Origin of the sequence: Curtobacterium sp. MCPF17_011, assembly GCF_003234145.1 — a bacterium.
Lineage (GTDB): Bacteria > Actinomycetota > Actinomycetes > Actinomycetales > Microbacteriaceae > Curtobacterium.
In genome coordinates this window covers 32084-51497 of the sequence record NZ_QKSK01000003.1, presented here as the reverse complement: position 1 = coordinate 51497, position 19414 = coordinate 32084, and the positions used below count along the sequence as shown (strand labels likewise).

22 protein-coding genes are annotated in these 19414 nt (G+C 69.6%); 12 read left to right on the top strand and 10 right to left on the bottom strand.

All coding sequences use genetic code 11. The features are described from left to right. The first annotated feature begins 10 nt into the window (after window positions 1–10). Window positions 11–652, top strand: a complete 642-nt coding sequence (locus DEJ25_RS04690; protein ID WP_111043946.1) for a GntR family transcriptional regulator — start codon at window positions 11–13, stop codon at window positions 650–652. A 72-nt stretch (window positions 653–724) separates the two neighbouring features. Here DEJ25_RS04690 and DEJ25_RS04685 read toward each other — a convergent pair whose 3' ends face one another. Then, window positions 725–1075, bottom strand: coding sequence for a hypothetical protein (locus DEJ25_RS04685; protein WP_110904181.1), 351 nt, complete (start codon window positions 1073–1075; stop codon window positions 725–727). 217 nt (window positions 1076–1292) lie between these two features. On the opposite strand from DEJ25_RS04685, the gene DEJ25_RS04680 reads away from it, so the two are divergent. Both DEJ25_RS04680 and DEJ25_RS04675 read left to right on the top strand, forming a co-directional pair. After that, window positions 1293–2864, top strand: a complete 1572-nt coding sequence (locus tag DEJ25_RS04680; protein ID WP_111043945.1) for a phospholipase D-like domain-containing protein — start codon at window positions 1293–1295, stop codon at window positions 2862–2864. A 238-nt stretch (window positions 2865–3102) separates the two neighbouring features. Further along, on the top strand, window positions 3103–3651 hold the full coding sequence (locus DEJ25_RS04675) for an alternate-type signal peptide domain-containing protein (RefSeq protein WP_111043944.1): 549 nt from the start codon (window positions 3103–3105) through the stop codon (window positions 3649–3651). Between the two features lie 69 nt (window positions 3652–3720). Here DEJ25_RS04675 and DEJ25_RS04670 read toward each other — a convergent pair whose 3' ends face one another. Both DEJ25_RS04670 and DEJ25_RS04665 read right to left on the bottom strand, forming a co-directional pair. Further along, on the bottom strand, window positions 3721–5187 hold the full coding sequence (locus DEJ25_RS04670) for an SDR family oxidoreductase (protein WP_111043943.1): 1467 nt from the start codon (window positions 5185–5187) through the stop codon (window positions 3721–3723). Window positions 5188–5224: 37 nt separating this feature from the next. Beyond that, window positions 5225–5785: an MOSC domain-containing protein gene (locus tag DEJ25_RS04665; RefSeq protein ID WP_110904177.1), complete on the bottom strand. Its 561-nt coding sequence runs from the start codon at window positions 5783–5785 to the stop codon at window positions 5225–5227. Between the two features lie 116 nt (window positions 5786–5901). Here DEJ25_RS04665 and DEJ25_RS04660 point away from each other — a divergent pair, with 116 nt between their 5' ends. After that, window positions 5902–6582 (top strand): NUDIX hydrolase, encoded by a 681-nt coding sequence (locus DEJ25_RS04660; RefSeq protein ID WP_375334539.1) that lies wholly within the window; start codon window positions 5902–5904, stop codon window positions 6580–6582. A gap of 103 nt (window positions 6583–6685) precedes the next feature. Here the strand turns inward: DEJ25_RS04660 and DEJ25_RS04655 are convergent, their stop codons facing one another. The 3 genes from DEJ25_RS04655 to DEJ25_RS04645 all read right to left on the bottom strand — a co-directional run bounded on the left by DEJ25_RS04655 (window position 6686) and on the right by DEJ25_RS04645 (window position 8718). Further along, on the bottom strand, window positions 6686–7228 hold the full coding sequence (locus tag DEJ25_RS04655) for a hypothetical protein (protein WP_110904176.1): 543 nt from the start codon (window positions 7226–7228) through the stop codon (window positions 6686–6688). Between the two features lie 139 nt (window positions 7229–7367). Further along, complete coding sequence (locus tag DEJ25_RS16580) at window positions 7368–8189, bottom strand: hypothetical protein (protein ID WP_111122171.1); 822 nt, start codon at window positions 8187–8189, stop codon at window positions 7368–7370. Further along, entirely contained in the window at window positions 8179–8718 is a 540-nt protein-coding gene (locus DEJ25_RS04645) for an RNA polymerase sigma factor (protein ID WP_110904174.1), read from the bottom strand. The genes DEJ25_RS16580 and DEJ25_RS04645 overlap by 11 nt, the downstream gene beginning before the upstream one ends. A 366-nt stretch (window positions 8719–9084) precedes the next feature. Here DEJ25_RS04645 and DEJ25_RS04640 point away from each other — a divergent pair, with 366 nt between their 5' ends. Then, a complete protein-coding gene (locus tag DEJ25_RS04640; RefSeq protein ID WP_111043941.1) occupies window positions 9085–10188 on the top strand; it encodes an SDR family oxidoreductase in 1104 nt (367 codons plus the stop codon). A gap of 374 nt (window positions 10189–10562) precedes the next feature. Continuing rightward, a complete protein-coding gene (locus DEJ25_RS04635) occupies window positions 10563–11255 on the top strand; it encodes a hypothetical protein (RefSeq protein ID WP_111043940.1) in 693 nt (230 codons plus the stop codon). Here DEJ25_RS04635 and DEJ25_RS04630 read toward each other — a convergent pair. Continuing rightward, window positions 11218–11451 (bottom strand): hypothetical protein, encoded by a 234-nt coding sequence (locus DEJ25_RS04630; protein WP_111043939.1) that lies wholly within the window; start codon window positions 11449–11451, stop codon window positions 11218–11220. The two genes, DEJ25_RS04635 and DEJ25_RS04630, sit on opposite strands and share 38 nt — an antisense overlap. A 191-nt stretch (window positions 11452–11642) precedes the next feature. Next, window positions 11643–12584 carry a LysR family transcriptional regulator gene (locus tag DEJ25_RS04625; protein WP_111043938.1) on the bottom strand — a complete coding sequence of 314 codons (942 nt, stop codon included), beginning with the start codon at window positions 12582–12584 and terminating at the stop codon, window positions 11643–11645. A 119-nt stretch (window positions 12585–12703) separates the two neighbouring features. On the opposite strand from DEJ25_RS04625, the gene DEJ25_RS04620 reads away from it, so the two are divergent. Beyond that, a complete protein-coding gene (locus tag DEJ25_RS04620; RefSeq protein ID WP_111043937.1) occupies window positions 12704–13687 on the top strand; it encodes a putative oxygenase MesX in 984 nt (327 codons plus the stop codon). Window positions 13688–13719: 32 nt separating this feature from the next. Continuing rightward, a complete protein-coding gene (locus tag DEJ25_RS04615) occupies window positions 13720–14769 on the top strand; it encodes a methionine synthase (protein WP_111043936.1) in 1050 nt (349 codons plus the stop codon). A 138-nt stretch (window positions 14770–14907) separates the two neighbouring features. Here DEJ25_RS04615 and DEJ25_RS04610 read toward each other — a convergent pair whose 3' ends face one another. Continuing rightward, complete coding sequence (locus DEJ25_RS04610; protein WP_146240615.1) at window positions 14908–15951, bottom strand: CPBP family intramembrane glutamic endopeptidase; 1044 nt, start codon at window positions 15949–15951, stop codon at window positions 14908–14910. Further along, a complete protein-coding gene (locus tag DEJ25_RS04605; RefSeq protein WP_111043934.1) occupies window positions 15908–16243 on the bottom strand; it encodes an SdpI family protein in 336 nt (111 codons plus the stop codon). Before DEJ25_RS04605 ends, DEJ25_RS04610 begins: the two co-directional genes overlap by 44 nt. A 217-nt stretch (window positions 16244–16460) precedes the next feature. Here DEJ25_RS04605 and DEJ25_RS16365 point away from each other — a divergent pair, with 217 nt between their 5' ends. The 4 genes from DEJ25_RS16365 to DEJ25_RS04585 all read left to right on the top strand — a co-directional run bounded on the left by DEJ25_RS16365 (window position 16461) and on the right by DEJ25_RS04585 (window position 18869). Continuing rightward, a complete protein-coding gene (locus DEJ25_RS16365) occupies window positions 16461–16814 on the top strand; it encodes a hypothetical protein (RefSeq protein WP_146240614.1) in 354 nt (117 codons plus the stop codon). 200 nt (window positions 16815–17014) lie between these two features. Next, window positions 17015–17500, top strand: coding sequence for a hypothetical protein (locus tag DEJ25_RS04595; protein WP_110904166.1), 486 nt, complete (start codon window positions 17015–17017; stop codon window positions 17498–17500). A gap of 167 nt (window positions 17501–17667) precedes the next feature. Continuing rightward, window positions 17668–18294, top strand: coding sequence for a hypothetical protein (locus DEJ25_RS04590; RefSeq protein ID WP_111043932.1), 627 nt, complete (start codon window positions 17668–17670; stop codon window positions 18292–18294). Window positions 18295–18338: 44 nt separating this feature from the next. Next, a complete protein-coding gene (locus DEJ25_RS04585; RefSeq protein WP_111043931.1) occupies window positions 18339–18869 on the top strand; it encodes a hypothetical protein in 531 nt (176 codons plus the stop codon). Window positions 18870–19414 lie beyond the last annotated feature (545 nt).

Here is a 19414-nt window from a genome sequence, read left to right as displayed (position 1 = left end):
GGATCGGCGCATGACCCGAACCGTCAGCGGCGCAGAGTCCACCGCGGCACGCCTGCGGTCCTCGATCGCGGACGGCGCCTTCATGCCGGGCACCCGGCTGTCCGAGGAGCGCTTGAGCGACCAGCTGGGCGTCTCGCGGAACACCCTGCGCGAGGCCTTCCGGCTGCTCGCCCGGGACCGACTCGTCGAGCACGTCTTCAACCGCGGTGTCTTCGTGCGGCGGCTCTCGGCGGCGGACGTCACCGACCTCTACGCCGCTCGTCGGGTGCTCGAAGAAGCCGGCCTCCGCGCCTGCACGCCAGTTTCACCCGCCCTCGCCGCTGCTGCAGCCGCCGTCGCGGAGGCCCGGACGGCCGCAGCAGCGCACGACTGGCGAGCGGTGGGCAGCGCGGACATCCGCTTCCACGCCGAACTCGTCCGAGCCGTCCCGAGCACGCGGCTGCACGGCCTGATGGACTCCCTGCTCGCCGAGATGCGACTCGCGTTCCTCACGACGGACGACCCGGGGGCGTTCCACGGCGGGTTCGTCGAGCGCAACGACGCCATCGTCGCAGCGCTCCGCTCCGGGGACCGGGACGGCGCCTCGGCACTGCTCGCCGACTACCTCGACGACGCGGAGCGGGTCCTGCGGGCGGCGGCCACCGCGTCCTGACGGACGACGGCCGGGAGGCGCGGCGAGGGCCCGCCCCGTCCCTCCCGCACTCCTGCGTCGAGCAGCGCAGGCTCACTCCGCCGTCGGCGGCTCCGTCTGGTCGTCGCCCTCGGTGAGGTCCGCCCGGGTGTCCGCGTGGATGACGGTGTCGTGCCCGAACGTCCGGGCGGCGGCGCGGAGCCGGGCGACGAACTCGTCGTTCTCGAGCTCGAGTTCGTCCTCTTCGGCGTCCTCCACCACGACTTCGCTCGTCGGGCCGATGAGGATCTTCGTGGTCGTCATCGTGCCGTCGTCGGCGACTGCGGGCACTGCCACGGTGTCGGCCCGGTCCCCGCCGGAGAGCGCTGCCGCGTACTCGATGACGGCGTCCGCGACGTCGTCGCTCGTGAGGATCGCGGTGTTGTCGTATCGGATGGTCTTCATCGGTGCTGTTCCCCTTCCACCCTTCATCCTGGCCCTCGCCTCCGACGAAGGGCTCAGTTGCTCCGAGAACCGCGAATCGTTCCGGTGCCGGCCGTCGCACCGCCGGACGGGAGGCACGTGTGGACTCGTCCCCCGCCTCCCGTCCGCCTGCTGAGGACCCCCACAGGCCCGGAGGGGCGGTCCTGCCCGAGGCCGGGCGCGGCCCTATCCTTCGACCGTGCCCACTGATGCGCGTCACTGGTTCCTCACCCGCGACGAACGCGGCAACACCGCGACCGAGGTGCACGCCGGCACCGATGACGGCCCCGCGTGGTCCGACGGCAACCTCGTCCGCCCCCTGGTGCACGGGGCACCGTACTTCGCGCGGATCGAGGCGGAGCTGTCGGCGCTGCAGCCCGGCGACCGTGTCTGGTTCACCGACTGGCGCGGCGACGCCGACGAGCGCCTGCTGCCGGACGGCCCGACCATCGGCGACCTGCTCGCCGACCGCGCCCGCGCCGGCGTGGAGGTCCGCGGGCTCATCTGGCGCTCCCACGGCGAGCGGATCTCGGCGTCGCTCAGCGCGAAGGCGAACGAGCTGCTCGGGCGGAAGATCAACGACGCGGGCGGTGAGGTCCTCCTCGACCAGCGCGTCCGGTTCTTCGGCTCGCACCACCAGAAGTCCTTCGTCATCCAGCACCGCGACGACCCGTCGCGCGACGTCGCCTACGTCGGCGGCATCGACCTGTGCCACAGCCGCCGGGACGACGCCGGGCACGAGGGCGACCCGCAGGCGATCTCGATGGACTCCCGGTACGGCGACCGCCCCGCGTGGCACGACGCGTCGATGGAGCTCCGCGGCCCGGTCGTCGCCGACGTGCTCGCCGTGTTCGCTGAGCGCTGGGACGACCCGCACCCGCTGGACCGCAGCCTGCCGTACCGGATGCTGCTGCAGCGCCTGGTCCGGATGCCGCGCCGCCCGGAGCCGCTGCCGGAGCGGACTCCACCGCCACCGACCGCCGGGCAGCACGCCGTGCAGCTCCTCCGGACCTACGGGGTGAAGCGGCCGCCGTTCCCCTTCGCGCCGGAGGGCGAACGGAGCATCGCCCGTGCGTACGGCAAGGCGTTCCGCACCGCGAGGTCCCTGATCTGCATCGAGGACCAGTACCTGTGGTCCCGCGAGGTGGCGACCGGCATCGCCGAGGCCCTCGAACGGAACCCGGAGCTCCGGGTCATCATCCTGGTGCCTCGGTACCCGAACTCGGACGGGGTGTTCAGCGGCCCGCCGAGCCGTCTCGGGCAGATCGACGCGATGACGACCCTCCGGCGGACGGCCCCGGACCGCGTCGGGGTGTTCGACCTGGAGCACGAGTCCGGCCGGCCGATCTACATCCACGCGAAGGTGTGCATCGTCGACGACCAGTGGTTCACCATCGGGTCGGACAACTTCAACCGTCGCTCCTGGACGTCGGACAGCGAGCTGACCTGCGCGGTCGTCGACACTGCCGACGGCTCACTCGCCCGCGACCTGCGACACGAGCTGTGGGCCGAGCACCTCGCGACGACGCCGGACGACCCGCGGCTCGACGGCACGGGTGCCGAGCTCCTGGCCCTCTGGCGCTCGCATGCCCAGGCGCTCGACCACTGGCACGAGGACGGCCAGCCCGGCGCCCGTCCGCCGGGGCGGGTCCGCCAGCACGAGCCGGAACCGGTGTCGGCACTGCAGCGGCTGTGGGCGGCGCCGGCGGCGAAGCTCGTGGTCGACCCCGACGGGCGGCCGCGCGCGTCGCGGGGCACGACACGGTTCTGACGGACGACGCGGCAGACGGACAGGGCGACCGTCAGACCGACGCCTCGGTTCCCCGCACCTTGCCGACGACGACGTCGACGATGCCGGCGAGCAGCAACCCGGCCGCGTGTCGGAACCGACAGACTCAGCCGCTGTCCCGCGTTCTGGGGGGCGGTGAAGTGGATGGTGCCCGTGTCCGCACTTCGGGGGACCAGTAGATTCAGGGCATCCCGCGGCTCCCCGGACCGAACGGAACCCCGTGCGCTCGATCGTCACCGGCACCATCGCCGCCGCCACCGGCATCACGCTGCTGCTCGGCGGCGGCGGCAGCTTCGCCCTCTGGAACGCCGACGCGAGCACCCGCTCGTCGACCGTGCACGCGGGGGACCTCGCCCTGACGGCGAACCCGGACGGCGTCTGGACGGACATCACGAACGGTCACTCGGACCCGGTCGACATCTCCGCGGTGCGGATGGTTCCGGGGAACGCGTACCAGTTCCACCAGACGTTCGACGTCACGGCCACCGGTGACGACCTGTCGGCCGACCTGAGCTGGACGCCGCTGGACATCACCGGGGACGCCGAACTCCGGCAGGCCGTCACCAGTTCACTCGCCGTCACCTCCGACAGCGCGGCGCTCACCCCGGCCGGGCGGACCTCGTGGCTCGTGCGGCCCTCGGCGGGCGTCTCGGTCCTCGACGTCACCGCCACGATCGGGTTGTCGTCGGACGTCACCACGGGCGAGGACCAGACGATCGACCTCAGCGGCCTGACGTTCACCCTGACGCAGAAGCCGATCGAGGACTGACCCCGCCCCCTCCCCTGCCTCGGGCTGGCCGGTCGGTGTCGTGGAAGTGCGCTGCACCGACCGCGACGGTCACCACGAGCTCGGTGCGTAGTCCTTCAGGAAGACACCGAACAGGTCCTCGCCCGCCTCGCCGCGCACGATCGGGTCGTACACGCGGGCGGCTCCGTCGACCAGGTCGAGCGGGGCGTGGAAGCCCTCCTCCGCGAGCCGGACCTTCGTCGGGTGCGGGCGTTCGTCGGTGATCCAACCGGTGTCGACGCTCGTCATCAGGATGCCGTCGGTCTCGAACACCTCCTGCGCGCTCGTCCGCGTGAGCATGTTGACGGCGGCCTTCGCCATGTTCGTGTGCGGATGCCCCGGCCCCTTGTAGGCACGACCGAACACCCCCTCCATGGCACTCACGTTGACGATGTACGTGCGCCGCGCAGCGCTCGCCGCCATCGCGGGACGCAGCTTCGAGATGAGGATGAACGGCGCCGTCGTGTTGGCGAGCTGGACCTCGAGCATCTCGAGCGGGTCGACCTCGTCGACGCGCTGCGTCCAGGAGTTCTCGTCGTGCAGGTCCGGCACGAGCCCACCGGCGTCGATCGCGGTGCCCGCAGCGTGTCGCTCGAGCGAACTCGAGCCCGGCGCCATCGCCTGCTCAGTGAGCTCGTCCGCACGGGCTGCGGCGGCGGCGAGGATCGGGTGCGCCGTGACCGAGCGTGCGAGGGCCTGGGGGTGCCGGTCGTTCGTGTGCCCGAAGGTGACCAGCTCCGGCAGTGGGCCGTCCGGGAGCGGTGCGAGTTCGGCGTCGACGAGGGGCTGGTACGCCCCGGTCGACCGGCGCACCGTCTGCGTGGCGTTGTTGATCAGGATGTCGAGCGGGCCGGCCGCGGCGACGTCCTCGGCGAGCCCGATGACCTGAGCGGGATCACGCAGGTCGATGCCGACGACCTTCAGGCGCGACATCCACTCGGCGGAGTCGGGCAGGCTCGCGAACCGGCGCACCGCGTCGCGGGGGAACCGCGTGGTGATGGTGGTGTGCGCCCCGTCGCGCAGCAGCCGGAGCGCGATGTACATGCCGATCTTCGCGCGTCCGCCGGTGAGCAGCGCCCGCTTGCCGGTCAGGTCGGTCCGGGCATCGCGCTTGGCGTGGCTCATCGCAGCGCAGCGGGGGCACAGCTGGTGGTAGAACGCGTCGACCAGCGTGTAGTGCTGCTTGCAGATGTAGCAGGGGCGGGACTTCAGCAGGGTGCCGGCGGTGGACGACCCGGACGAGGTGCTGATCGGGATGCCGCGGGTCTCGTCGTCGATGCGGTCGGACGCCCCGGTCGCGGTGGCGGCGATGACGCGACGATCCGCGTCGGCGACGACAGCCCGCTTCTCGAGACGGTGGGCGCGCTTCACGGCCTTGAACATCTTCGCCGTCGCCTGACGCACGCGGACGAAGTCAGCGTGCGTCTCGTCGATGTCGGTCAGCTGCTCGAGGACCCGGAGCGTGACGCTCAGGTCTGCCGGGTCGATGCCGCTGGGTTCGAGACGCTCGGAGATCACACGGGATTCTACGGCGGACCGGGCACCGCTCCCGTCGTCACACCGGGCTGAGCGGCTGGAGGTCGCCCTCGGGCAGCTCGACCCGCACCCCATCGCCCGGCCGGACGACTCCCCCGGTCACGACGACGCCCATCACTCCGCCCTTGCGCGAGACGGACCCGTCCTCGGTGCGGCCGAGCACCTGGCGGAGCAGCCCCGGCTCGAAGCCGTTGATCTGCTGGCACGGGTTCCGGAGGCCCGTGACCCGCACGCACGCGTCGTCGCCCAGGTGGAGCAGCGCTCCGGTTGGCAGCCCGAGCAGGTCGACCCCGCGGGTGGTGACGTTCTCGCCGAGTTGGCCGGGCTCGACGACGTACCCCGACGCGTCGAGCTCGTCGAACAGCTCGGCGTGGATCAGGTGCACCTGGCGCAGGTTCGGTTGCGAGGGGTCCCGAGCGACGCGGGACCGGTGCTGCACCGTCGTCCCGGCGTGTGCATCGCCCTCGATGCCCCACCCCTCGACGAGCGTCACCTCGTCGACGACGGGCTTGCTGAACCGGTGGTCGTGGTCCCGGCTGACGGCCACGACCTCTGATCGGCCTGTTCCCTCGTTCCCCATGCCCCGAGTCTCGCGCACCGCGCCCGCCGTGGGCAACGGGCACCCCTCCCGACTCATGCCTAGGCTGACGGAGTGGTCATGCCCAGTACGTCGTCCGCCCGCTTCCACCGGCTCGCATCGTGACCGCGCGGGCTCAGCTCGCGGCGGCCGTCACCCCCGGCGCCGCACCACTGGTCAGCAGCATGCCGGCAGCACCGGACCCACGGCAGGCTGCGGTGCTCATGCTGTTCGGCCCGCTCGACCGCGTCCCGAGCGAGCGACCGGCACGAGCGGCCGAGGTCTCACGGGACCTGGACGTCCTCCTCCTCTCCCGTGCCAGCACCCTGCGCTCCCACGCCGGCGAGGTGGCCTTCCCCGGCGGACGCGTCGACCCCGGTGACGCCGATGTGGTGGCTGCCGCACTCCGGGAGGCGCGTGAGGAGACCGGCCTGGACGTCACGGGCGTCGACGTGCTCGGGTCTGCTGCGCCCGTGCCGCTGGCGCACTCCCGGCACCTGGTCACGCCGGTGCTCGGCTGGTGGCGCACGCCGTCCCCGATCCGCGTCGTGGACGAGGCCGAATCCGCCGCTGTCTTCCGCACCCCGGTGGCCGACCTGCTCGACCCGGAGAACCGCGGCACCACCGTGTTCCGCCGGGCGGGTCGCACCTGGCGCGGGCCGGCGTTCACCGTCCTCGCCGACTCCGGGTCGTACGTCGTGTGGGGCTTCACCGCGACACTGCTGGACGGCCTGTTCGACCGGGTCGGGTGGACCGAGCCCTGGGACCACGAGCGGATCGTGGCGATCCCCGGGCAGTGAGCGGTCCTCCTGCTGGCGGTGCACCACGGCCGTCGACGTGACGGACGGGAGGCGCCGTGCCAGCCGGCACCGCGCCTCCCGTCCGGTGGTGGAGCCGGTCTGGTCAGCGACGCCACTTGTCGAGGATGCCGGCCTTCGAACGCTGCTGCTCGCCCTGCTGCGCGCCCATCACCAGCAGCACACCGGTCAGGACCGGCGTCGCCCACTGCAGGATCTTCTGCTGCCCCTGCGCCGCCTTGAGCGCGTCCGACGCGTTCGCGTTCGGCTCGGTCGTGCCCGCGGCGCCCTCCCGGGCGTGCTCCGCCATCTTCTTGCCGACCGCAGCCGACCAGAACGTCGTGACCAGGGCGGCCCCGGTCAGCACCAGCTTCAGACCCGTGTTCGTCCGGGCGCCCTGCTGGACACCGAGACGGTCGCGGTTCGCGATGATCAGGCCGATCCCACCCACGCCGTGGACCGCGAGCGCCGCGAGCTGCACCGGCGCCCACTTCGCCCACCCGACGGACGACAGGGTGAGGCGCTCGACAGGGTCCTTCGCCCCGGCGGAGGCACCGTTGAGGCCGATCGCGCCCATGAGCTGACCTCCGAACCAGGCCGCGAGGCCGAGGTCGTGCATGCTGCGGATGACGGTGTTGTTCTCGGACATGAGGTGACTCCCTGGGTCGGTGACGTGGTGCGCGGGACGCTACGCGGACGCAGGATCGGGACGGCCCAGTAGCCGCGCGATCTGTGCACGGACGGGCGGGAAGCACCCCCCAATGGCTGCTTCCCGCCCGCCGTCGTGCTCAGAGGTCGCAGACGGATGTCGGCGGGTTCCGGTCGGCGCTCACCCACACCGAGTCCACATGGATCCCGTCGTTGCCGAGTTGGAACGAGACCAGGCCGTCCGGCAGCTGGACATCCCACCGAGACCACGCACCAGTCGGTGTCGACACGTGCTCCTGGAGCGACGGGTACGCCGTGCGGAGGGCATCGACACTCGACCCCACGCCGACACCAGCCGCGGTCGTCGGTCCGGAGGTCTCGGTCCGTGCCGGGTCCCCCTCGGCACCGATCAGGACTCCGCTGACGCCGTCGGCCTCGTCGGTGATCCGCAACGTCGGACTGCCGTCGCGTGCCCAGGTCCCCGGCGCAGTGCAGGTGCTCGGTGTCGCCGGCACCAACCCGTACGCACGCTCGAGGTCGTCGCTCTCCGCTTCTGTGTCGCCACCGAGGGCGACCGGTCCGACCTCGCTGCCCGAGATCGTCCACGTCGACGGATCGTCGAGCGCGAACGGACCCTTCGTCGGCGTGGGGGTCGGTGTCGGCACGGGGTCCGGCGTCTCCTGGACCGGTGCCGAGGCCGGGGTGCTGGGCATCGCCGGTTCGGAAGGGCTCGGGGCAGGAGCCGGTGCCGATGCGGTGAAGGGCTGCGGGATCATCCCGAGGGCCACACCGCCGCTCGTGGCACCGAGGCCGAGCAGGGCGATGACGCCGATGGCGATGCCGGCACGGCGGCCTCGTCGGCGCGGTGCGGGGCGACGGTCCTCGGCACGGTCGAGGACGGTCTGCTTCATCGAGACGAGCATCCGCTGCAGGTCGTCTCCGGTGGGGGGCTCAGTGTTCATCGTGCATCACCGCCTTCTTCAGTCGTGCGCGCGAGCGGGAGACCCGCTGGGTGACGGCCCCGACGCTGAGGCCGAGGATCTGCGCAGCCTCCGCGTACGAGTGCCCCTCGAGCAGGCAGAGTTCGCAGATGCGCTGGTCCGTCGGGGCCAGGGTCGCGATCTCGTCGCGGACCCAGCGCAGGCGTTCGCGGGCCTCGTCGGCGTCGGGCGGCGTCGGCAGGTCCTCGGGGAGCTCGTCAGCGGCCCCCTTCGCGAGGCGCCGGGACTGGTTGCGTGCGTGGTTCCGGCACACGACCAACAACCACGGCAGCAGTGCGCTCGTGGCGAGGTCGAGTTCGCCGCCCTTCTGCCAGAGCGTCAGGAACGTGTCCTGCACGAGCTCCTCGACGTCCTGCCTGCTGCCGGCCAGTGCCCACGCGTACCGGGTCAGTGTCGGCGCGAACCGGTCGAACGCGTCGGCCAACGCCGTCCGTTCCCCGCTCGCGAGCCGACGAGTCAGTGCTGCGTCGGCTTCGGTGTCCTCTTCCACGGATGCCCCCTCTCACTACAGAAGTGTCGGGCGCGGGGCGATCCTGACGAGGACTCCACGAATCGGTGTGTCGAGGTCGCCGGCTCCCCCGGCGCCGGCGGTGGCTTCGGGCAGGACGGCGTCCTCAGCGGAGCAGTCATGCGCTCGGTCACCTCGCTGTCGGATGAGGCGGTGCGTCTCGACACCGGGCGGTCGGTGTGACGGACGGGAGGCACGGTGCCAGCTGGCACCGTGCCTCCCGCCCGTCGCTTGTCGCTCGTCGCTCGTCGCGGACCGTTCCTGGACTGCGGCCGGGGTCCGCCGGGCAGGATCGGCACCGGCGCGGCAGCAGCTGCGCAACGTTCACCACCCGACAGGAGCCGCATCATGACCGACGGAACGCCCGCCTCAGGGACACCAACCGACAGCAGCGACGTGGTCCTCGTCGTCGGAGCCGGTGGTGTCGTCGGGCGCAGCGTCGTCGAGCACTTCGCCCGCCGTGGTGTCCGCACCCGCGGGGCCAGTCGTCGCGCTCCGCAGGGGCCCGTGTCCGGGTGGGACCACCTGCCGGTCGACCTGTCCGACACCGAGGCGGCGGTCGACGGACTGCGCCCGGCTGCCGACACGACGCGTCTCGCGTTCGCCGCGTACGTGGAGCACGCGGACCTCGCCGAGCAGATCGCCCCGAACGTCGCCCTCCTCGAGAACACGCTCGACGCCCTCGACCGTCTCGGCGCTCCGCTCCGGCACGTCACCCTCTACCAGGGGATGAAGTACTACGGGGCACACCTCGGGCGCTTCAGGACGCCGGCGAAGGAGGACGACCCGCGCCTGATGGTGCCGAACTTCTACTACGACCAGGAGGACCTGCTCCGCGAGCGCGCCGCCTCCCGAGGCTTCGCGATGACCGTGCTCCGGCCCGAGGCCGTGATCGGGTACGCGCAGGGCACGCCCATGAACCTGCTCATGGCGATCGGGACGTACGTGAGCATGACGAAGGAGCTCGGGCTGCCGCTGCGGTTCCCCGGCGCCCGCACCACGTACGACGGGATCTTCTACCAGATGACGGACGCCGAGCTCCTCGCCCGTGCCACCGACTGGGCCGGCACTGCGCCGGCTGCAGCCGGGCAGGCGTTCAACGTCACGAACGGCGACGTCGTCCGCTGGAGCCACCTGTTCGAGCGCCTCGCCGACCACCACGGCCTGGACCTCGCCGAACCCCAGTCGATGGAACTCGCGCAGGTGATGCCCTCCCGGGAGGACCTGTGGCAGCGGATGGTCGAACGGCACGGGCTGGTCGCCACCCCGTACGCGGACCTCGTCGACTGGCGGTTCGCGGACATGATCCTGAACTCGACGTGGGACAACGTCTCGTCCCTGATCAAGATCCGGCAGGCGGGGTTCGCGGAGTGCCACGACTCGGCGGACCGGCTCGTGGAACTCCTCGACGACCTCGGTCGGCGGCGGATCCTGCCCGTTCCCGCGAGGTAGTGCCCCGCCTACCCGATCAGCGTCGGCCACCGTCGCCTCCCGGAAACGGCAGCCTTCCGGGCGCCGCGGATCGGCCACGCGACCGTGGTGGTCCTCGGCAACGTGTGGGACGAACCCGCAGCGGCGGTGACCCCCATGCCGACGGACCAGGTCGTCTTCGGCTTCCCCGGCGCCGGCGGCGGCTTCGGGCAGGACGGCGTCCTCCGCGGAGCAGTCATGCGCTCGGTCACCCTCGCCGCGTCGACGTCGCCGTCCGATCGCCGCGGACTGGAGGCCCGTGCCGCGTTCCGCCAGGCCGGTTTCGCCGTCCGCGACGAACGGGACATGCGCGGAAGGCTCCTCCTGCAATCCCGGCTGCGTCGCGGAACATCGCCGTGGTCGTCGAGGCGCTCGGAGCCGTGGCAGCGGGGAGCAGATCCACTGCCGACCTGCCCGGGGACGCTTCTCCGCTCAGGGCCTTCGTCGCCGTATGGGCGGAACGGTCCGGGCTCGCCGACGTCGATGTCGAGGTGCTCGCCCTCGCGCTGCTGACGTGGACACGGTTGCACGGCATCATCAGCCCGGAGATCGGCGGGCACCTTCTGCTCCTGCGCCCGTCGCTACTCCAAACTGTCGCGGCTGATCCGGTCGAAGTCACCGGCTACGCAGGCCGATTCGCCCTGGATGCTGTGACCACGTGGATCGGCCAAGAAATCGATGGATGCCAGCGGTCCGCCGGCACCTCGAACTCCGAGGACCGGTTCGGCGCCGCCGCTCTGGTAACGCTCAGTGGCGACGCCCTCCTGCTTCAAGAACCGCTCGACCGCTTCGACGTCGGCAGCGGGATCAGGCCCCGCGTCGCGCGCGGTGACGACGAGGTAGGCGACACCGCCGCGACCGAGGCTGCGGGTGCACCTACCGAGTCCTGGTCCGCTGTCGATCGCCCAACCGTCGCCGACCGTCTCGGCGGAGTGGTTGACGAATTTCGAGGAGTCAGAGTCCGCCTTCTGACCCTCGGAAGTCACTTCGCCGGTGTTCGGCTGGCCCGCGTCACCGCCACGACGCGTGGTCCGGCAGGAACCCGGTGACGGCCAGGACGACGAAAAGCGTCCCGAGGACCACCAGGAAGATCCCGATGAACCGGACGAAGCCTGGTGTCAGCGGCCGTCCGTTTGCGAGCCGGCCACCACGCAGCTTCTGCGCCCACTGGTTGAAGATCGCGATGGTGAGACCCCACAGCACGGCGACAGCCCCGCCGATCCCGAAGATGAGTTGTGGGTTCATCAGCCTCTCCATGATGCAAGTTGGTCGCAGGCGTCCCGGACGGACACCGCCCCCGATCATGCCGCAGGCGCGCGGCCGCGGCGTTACGACGCGACGGACTGGAGGCGTGACCCGCGTGACGGACGCGGGTCGCGCCTCCAGGCTGGTCACCGCACGAGCGGTCACCGCACCTGTCGCCGTCTGCCGGCCGTCTACCCGAGCGGCTCGACGCCGTAGCCGATGACCACCGCTCGCAGCTCGTCGAGGTACGCCTGCGCCTGCACGGTGAGGGGCACCGAGGCGTGCGCGATCCACCCGATCTCGATGCGTTCGTCGACGTCGAGCGGGATGGCGACGATCTCCGGATCGAGGTCGTCGCTGATGAGGCCCGTCGAGATCGTGTACCCGCCCAGGCCGATCATGAGGTTGAAGATCGTCGCCCGGTCCGAGACGCGGATCTCCCGCTTGCTCGACATCGTCGACAGGATCTCCTCCGCCAGGTAGAAGGAGTTGTTCGCGCCCTGGTCGAACGTCAGCCGTGGCAGGTCGGCGAGGTCGGCGAGGGTCGCGCGCTCCCGTGACGCGAGCGGATTCCGCCGGGCGACGAAGATGTGTGGTTGGGCGACGAAGAGCGGGGTGAACACGACGCCGGCGTCACGCATCAGCTTGCCGAGGACCTGGCGGTTGAAGTCGTTGCGGTAGAGGATGCCCACCTCGCTGCGCAGCGTGCGGACGTCCTCGATGATGTCCCACGTGCGCGTCTCACGGAGCGAGAACTCGTACTCGTCCGCCGCCGCCGCCTCGACCATCCGGACGAAGGCCTCCACGGCGAACGAGTAGTGCTGCGCCGACACCCCGAGCAGCCGACGCGACGGTTGCCCGCCGACGTAGCGCTGTTCGAGGAGGGAGACCTGCTCGACGACCTGTCGGGCGTACCCGAGGAACTCGACCCCGTCGACGGTGAGCACGACCCCCCGGGCCGAGCGGGTGAAGAGCGGGCGTCCGATCCGCGTCTCGAGGTCCTTCATCGCCGCGGACAGCGTCGGCTGCGCGACGTAGAGCAAGTCGGCTGCCGCGCTGATCGAGCCCTCCGTCGCGACCTCGATGAAGTACCGGAGCTGCTGCAGGGTGATGTCGTTCGAGACCCGGGCCATAGGCACAAGCTATACCGACGCATAGCGCCTCGGTATTACCTGATGACCCGCGCCTCCCGTCATGATCGTGGGACACCTTCCCCAGAGCCCTCGGGCACTCGACGTACGGACTGCCGACCATGGCGAACGACCTCACCTTCAGCATCAGCAGGACCCGGTTCGACGAGGACTACTCCCCCGCGGACAGCTCCCGGCTCACCACGAACTTCGCGAACCTGGCACGCGGCGAGCACCGCCAGCAGAACCTCCGCACCGCCCTCGGCATGATCGACCGACGCTGCAACGACCTCTTGTCGTCGAACAATCCGAACGGCGACCGGTACCGCGTCGAGCTCGACATCGTCTCGGTCACGGCGCACTTCGTCGACCAGGGTTCATCCGGCGAGTTCCCGTTGCTCGAGATGCTCGACGTCGCGATCGTCGACCAGCACACCGGTGAGCGCCACCAGGGGATCCTGGGCAACAACTTCTCCTCGTACCTCCGCGACTACGACTTCGCCGTGCTGCTGCCGTCGCTCGACAAGAGCGCTGGCATCCCTTCGGACTTCGGCGAGCTGCACGGGCAGCTCTTCCAGCGCTTCCTGGAGTCCGCTGCGTTCCAGGACCAGTTCACCGCCGAGCCCGTGGTCTGCATCAGCGTCTCCACGAGCCAGACCTACCGGCAGACGGAGTACGTCCACCCGGTCCTCGGCGCCGAGTACGAGCACGAGCACTCCTCGCTCACGGACGACTACTTCGGTCGGATGGGCATGCAGGTTCGGTACTTCATGCCCGCTGGCGGGAAGGCGCCGCTCGCGTTCTACACGCGCGGCGACCTGGTCAACGACTACTCGGACCTGCAGCTCATCGGCACGATCAGCACCATGGAGACGTTCCAGAAGATCTACCGACCGGAGATCTACAACGCGAACACGGCCGCGCCGAGCACCTACCGCCCGAGCCTCGCGCACACGGACTACTCGGTGCCCTCCGTCTCGTACGACCGCGAGGAACGGAGCCGCCTCGCGATCACCCAGGGCCGGTACACCGAGGAGCACCTCGTCACGCCGCACCGAGCACTCCTCGAGCGGTGGGCCACCCGCGCCGCCGTCCCTTCCCTCTGATCAACACCCCACCCGACAGGAACCACCTGCACATGAGCACCCTCCTGCCCACCGCGATCGTCGGCAGCCTGCCGAAACCCTCCTGGCTCGCCGAGCCCGAACGACTCTGGTCCCCCTGGCTGCTCGAGGGGGCAGCGCTGACCGAGGGTAAGCAGGACGCACTCCGAGCCGCTGTCCACGAGCAGGAGCGCCACGGCATCGACATCGTGAGCGACGGCGAGCAGACCCGCCAGCACTTCGTCACGACGTTCATCGAGCACCTGGACGGCGTCGACCTCGAGCGCAAGGAGACCGTCCGCATCCGTGACCGGTACGACGCGGCCGTCCCCACCGTCGTCGGTGCCGTGAGCCGCCGGGCGCCCGTGTTCGTGGACGACGCTCGCTTCCTGCGCGCCCAGACCGACCGGCCGATCAAGTGGGCGCTCCCCGGCCCGATGACCATGATCGACACGCTCTCCGACCAGCACTACAAGAGCCGCGAGAAGCTGGCGTGGGAGTTCGCCACGATCCTCAACCAGGAGGCGCGCGAGCTCCAGGACGCCGGCGTCGACATCATCCAGTTCGACGAGCCCGCCTTCACCGTCTTCCACGACGAGGTGCAGGACTGGGGCGTGGCCGCACTCGAACGCGCAGCGGAGGGCCTCCGCGCCGAGACCGCCGTGCACATCTGTTACGGCTACGGCATCGAGGCGAACAACAAGTGGAAGGAGACGCTCGGAGCGGAGTGGCGCCAGTACGAGCAGTCGTTCCCGCTCCTGCAGCAGTCGTCGATCGACATCATCTCGCTGGAATCGATCCACTCGAAGGTGCCGCTCGAGCTCGTCGAGCTGATCCGTGGGAAGAAGATCATGCTCGGGGCGATCGACGTCGCGACCGAGACCGTCGAGACCCCGGAGGAGGTCGCGGAGGTGCTCCGCCGAGCGCTCGAGTTCGTCGACGCGGACAAGCTCATCCCGAGCTCCAACTGCGGCATGGCGCCGCTGGCGCGGGGTGCCGCGCTCTCGAAGCTCGGCGCGCTGTCCGCGGGAGCCGCCATCGTGAAGGCTGAGCTCGTCGGCACGGCGGTCCCGTCGGCACGCTGACCACTGCGAGACACCACGGCGGCTCTCTTCCGGAAGGAGGAGAGCCGCCCTGTTCGTTTTGGTGGTCAGGTGCTCGGCTCTCGATCCGGCCTGGAGGCGCGGCTGCGGTCCGCCCGACACGTCACGTTGGTACTGGCGTCAGCCGTCGCCTTGCCCGCGGTCCCGGTCGCTGTCGCTGTCCCGGTCCCGGTCCCGGTCCCGGTCCCGGTCGCTGTCGCTGTCGCTGTCAGAGAGAACACTCGATCGACGCGAGCAGACGACGATCGTTGCGAACACCGCTGCGAAGATCCAGGTTCCGACGCCGAGCGGGCCCGCGAGGGCGAGGTCAGGCGGGTACTTCGCAGACGAGAACAGCAGCACCAGACCGCCCGCTGCGTTGAACGCGCCGTGCCCGAGTACGGCGGGCCAGATGGAACCACTCCAGATCCGGAGCCAGCCGAGGAACGTTCCGACGGCGGTGGCTCCGACGATCATCAGGACGACCCCCACCAGGTCTGGACGATCGAAGTTGTAGCCCAGCAAGATGATCGGGCTATGCCAGACGCCCCACACGATGCCGGTGATCAGCACAGTGGCCCAGTCACCAAGAGGTCGTAAGGCAGGGAGCAGAAAGCCGCGCCACCCGACTTCCTCACCGAACGCAAGCACCCCGTTCGGTATCGCGGCGATCGGGATCGACACGACCTGCATGAGAACGAGTACTCCGATCGGCAGAAGGTCCCTCGCTTCCTCGGGAAGTATCGCGGCAAATCCGCTGAACGTCACGAGGTCGAGGCTGACGAAATGCAGGAGCGCGGCGACTGCGATGCCGGCGATGACGACGAGTGGAAGCACGACGATGCCACCCAGTGAGAAGCGCAGGAGCTTTCCGACCGGTCGGAGCGGGACGATTCCGAGCTGCCGGACAGCCTGCCGCACCGGAACGCGTTGCTGCAGCAGCACAACGATCGCTGCTGCAGCGCAGGGTGTGAACATCATGATCGGCAGGACCCACAGCGCGTGCGCCGACGCCAAGCCCACCGGATCGATCCACAGCGGCAGGCTGGCGAGCCATCCAAAGCCCCAGGCCAGGACCGTGAAGATCAGGATCGGCTTCCAGCGGACCTCCGCTACCACTGGCTCAGGGACGACAGGGCCATCAACGCGAAGCATCAGGTGCCTCCCGGACTGCTCGTTGCGCAACGGCGACGCTCCACAACCCCCCGGCAAGCAGCACAGCTGCGCAGAGGATCACCGCGGACACGTCGTTCGGCCGCCCCGTGGCCGCTGCGGTCATCCCGAGAACGATCACGCCACCGGCAGCAACGCTGGTCGGGAGCACGGCAGCCTGGTGCCCTCGGCGCCAGGCTGCCGCATCTTGCATCGTCGCTCGCGTACGAACACCGACGAATGAGTTCCGGCCGATGACGCCCCGTGCGGGCAACACGACGAAGACCACGGTCACCACCGCCGCAACCATTTCGACGAAGATCACCTTCTACCCCTTTTCCTGAACGACCGAGCGCGCGCCTGGCCGTTGAGCGGTGATGCTGAACGCCGCAGCGTTCTGCGACGTGCGACAGGTGAGGACCGCTCCGCCCTGGCGATCCCCAAGGACCTCGAGTCCCGGACGAGCGTAATTTCCAGGATCGCCCTGCATCACGCACTGATCTTCCACCGGACATATCTTGCATGTCAAGGGCGGCCAGAGCATGCTGCTCTCCATGAAGAGGTGGATCCGCATCCCCGCCGTCGTCGTCGGCGCTGCAGCCACGGCGTACGGGTGCTTGTACCTGAGCCCGCTCCTGACTGGCTGGATGGGGGCAGCCACACTCTGGATGGCGACGACGCGCTGGAGCTCCGGCGAGCCGATCGACCTTCCGGCCGGCACGGAGGTCGATCCCACAGATGTCCGGAAGTACCGCGAGGACCATCCCGGACTCTCGATCGAGCGAGCAGTCGCTGCCGTCGCCGGAGCGTTAGCGGCTCGGCCGAGCGGACACGATGAGACGCGTCGTTCAACACCGAACGCCCCGCCGACCGAAGCCAGCAGGGCGTCACAGTAACCCCGGGCACGCCGGCGCCTCACTGCTGCTCTGTGGCATCGACACGAGGCCCGATGAGGAAAACGCAACATGGGGGGCGGCCACATCATGAGTCCGCGGATGCCGGGTAGTGCTCGTACTCGCAAGGTTGTGCCGCACGGTGATATGTAGCACTCTGGTTGCAGCCGCCGTGTCTTCGGCGGCAACGAGGGGAAGAAGACATGAAGAAGTCCATCTCGCTCCTCGCAGCGGTGGTGACCACCGCAACCGCGGCGGCACTCCTGATCGCGGAGCCTGCGCAGGCCCAGAGCGCAACGCAGGTCGAGGTCCCGTCGAACGTCGTGATCGATGAGAGCTTCGATCCCACTGGGGAGGTCGTCGTCGCCGGTGACGGACGCTCCGCTCGGTCGGGAGATTGTAAGGACAGAGCATTCGCGGTCGTCGCGACGATGACGCAGTCCTTGAACGGCTGCAGCGTCATCGGCTCGAAGGCATCAACCCAGGTGCAGTACAAGTGGTACAAGCATCAGGGCAACTCGAGCCCCTGCATCTGGGGGAAGTCGTTCAATGCGAAGCACGCTCCGACCTGGACGGCCTTGGACTGTGGCACTGGTCGCTCGAAGTCCGTCCCGTGGGGGAACGTGGCTGCCACCAAGAAGATGAAGGGCCTCACCGGCATCGGTTGGGCCGGAGTGCAGTGGCAGTGATGCCAGAGCGATCGCGGCGACGCAGCATCGAGGCCATCGCCTCGATCTGCGTCGCCGCAGCTGTCCTGTCCGGGTGCTCGTCGGGCTCCGACGATCAACATCCGCATGCCCAGCCCCTGGTGCACGCTCCTCCACGCTCGGCAGTAGCGACTCTCGACGCAGCGGCGATGGAGACCCTGGCGGCCGATATCCGCGCGACGGTACCTTGCACGCGGGCAGATACCCTGCTGGACGATCTCGCGTTCTGGGACAGCATGCGTGGCTTCGACTGCTTCGACCACGACGAGCCGACGTTCATCCGCGTCTACGCGCACGCGGCGTCGGTGCCACAGACCCTCGCGGAATGGGACGGCACGTTCGGAACCGGGCGTGCAGTCGCTCGGGGTGTGAACTGGTACGTCGTCGGTACTCCCGCAACCGTCTCGGCCGTGCGGCCTCCGGATGGAGCACCGCGAACAGCGAACGATCTCGGGTCACCCGTTCCACTGACGCCCGAGCAGGACTACCTGACGACCTGCGTGCTGTACGTCTCGAGCGAGAGCCAGCGGTATGTGCAGCATCCGAAGCAGCGAAGCGTATCCGCCGATCAGTACGGCGCACTCTTCCCCGGCGTCTCGGCCGCCACGCACGCGGCAGTCGACGATCTCGGGCGGGCCCGCGTGTTGGAGATCATGGACGAGGACCGATGGATCGCGGCGTTGTCGCCGATCGGGCCGCGTCTCAAGGAGCAGTGCGCTGCTGCGTACCGGGCGGTCGGAGACTCCGTCCGCCCGCTCGACGGAGACGAAGGATGACCACGTCGCGAATCTCTCGCTCGGCCGGCAGAGGACCCACCTCGGTGTTGATCCTCGGTACCGCTGGCGCGGCCCTTCTCTCGATCGACAACCTGCTCGGTTTCGTCGGAACCCACGCAATCGACACAGCCTTCGTTCCGATGATCGCTGCGGTCTCCGTGTTGGCGGGTTCGGTGGCGGCTGTTGGCGGCGTGCTGGCTCGTGACATCACGCGTGTTTTCGTTGCCGTTGCCGTTGTCGGTTTCGTGGCCACGCGTTCCCCCGCCACCGGTATCCATCTCTGGTTCCCCATCGCGGTCGCGCTGCAGGCCCTTGTCCCACTGGCTTTCGCTGCGGCAGGAGCGCTCGTCCTGCACCGTCATCGAGAACTCGTGATCGTGCGAGTTGTCGCGGCGCTCCTCGTGGGTTTCGCCCTGGCCTGGACTGCGACCGCGTTCATCCCGGTTGCGCTCGCGGCGTTCCTCATCGTGCAGGCCGGCACGCTGCTCGTCGTGGTCATTCTGAGCTTGCGACCGGTCTTCCGCCTGAGTTGGAGTCTCGCGCGCGAGCTCTGGTCAAGCGCCGACGTCCGATGAGGGGTCGGGCAACACGGTCCACCAGCAAACCCTTGCGGCAAACGGTGGTACTGACATCGGTACGGCAATCTGCCCGACCCCTGGCGGCGGCGGAGCGGCATGCTCAGCCATCGTTGTCGTCCTCAGCGTCGCGCCATCCTCCATCGTCAAGGGCGGATCGAGCGTCGACTGCCGCTGGTTGGCACACATCTGATTCGACGCAGGGAAGGGCAATGCTCATGCGTGCATGGCTGCTCTACACACTGGTCGTCATCACAGCGCTCACAGCACTTCTCGCAATCGCTGACAGCTTCCCGAAGCCATCGTCCGTCCTCTTCTTCGTCGGCACTCCGGTCGTCGTGATCGGGGCCGGCCTGGGCGCCAAGTTCGTCAGGGAGGCACGTACGCGCCGACGCACTCAGCAGCACTGACGTGGCACCTCGCCGTCTCAAACCTAGGCACGCCTTCGTGTCGAATGGGCGAGGGAGTCACGATAATCCACGTGCGGAAGTCATCTCGGCAATTCGCGAAGCGGTTCCCGATGTGAGGATTGCTTGCACCCAGGT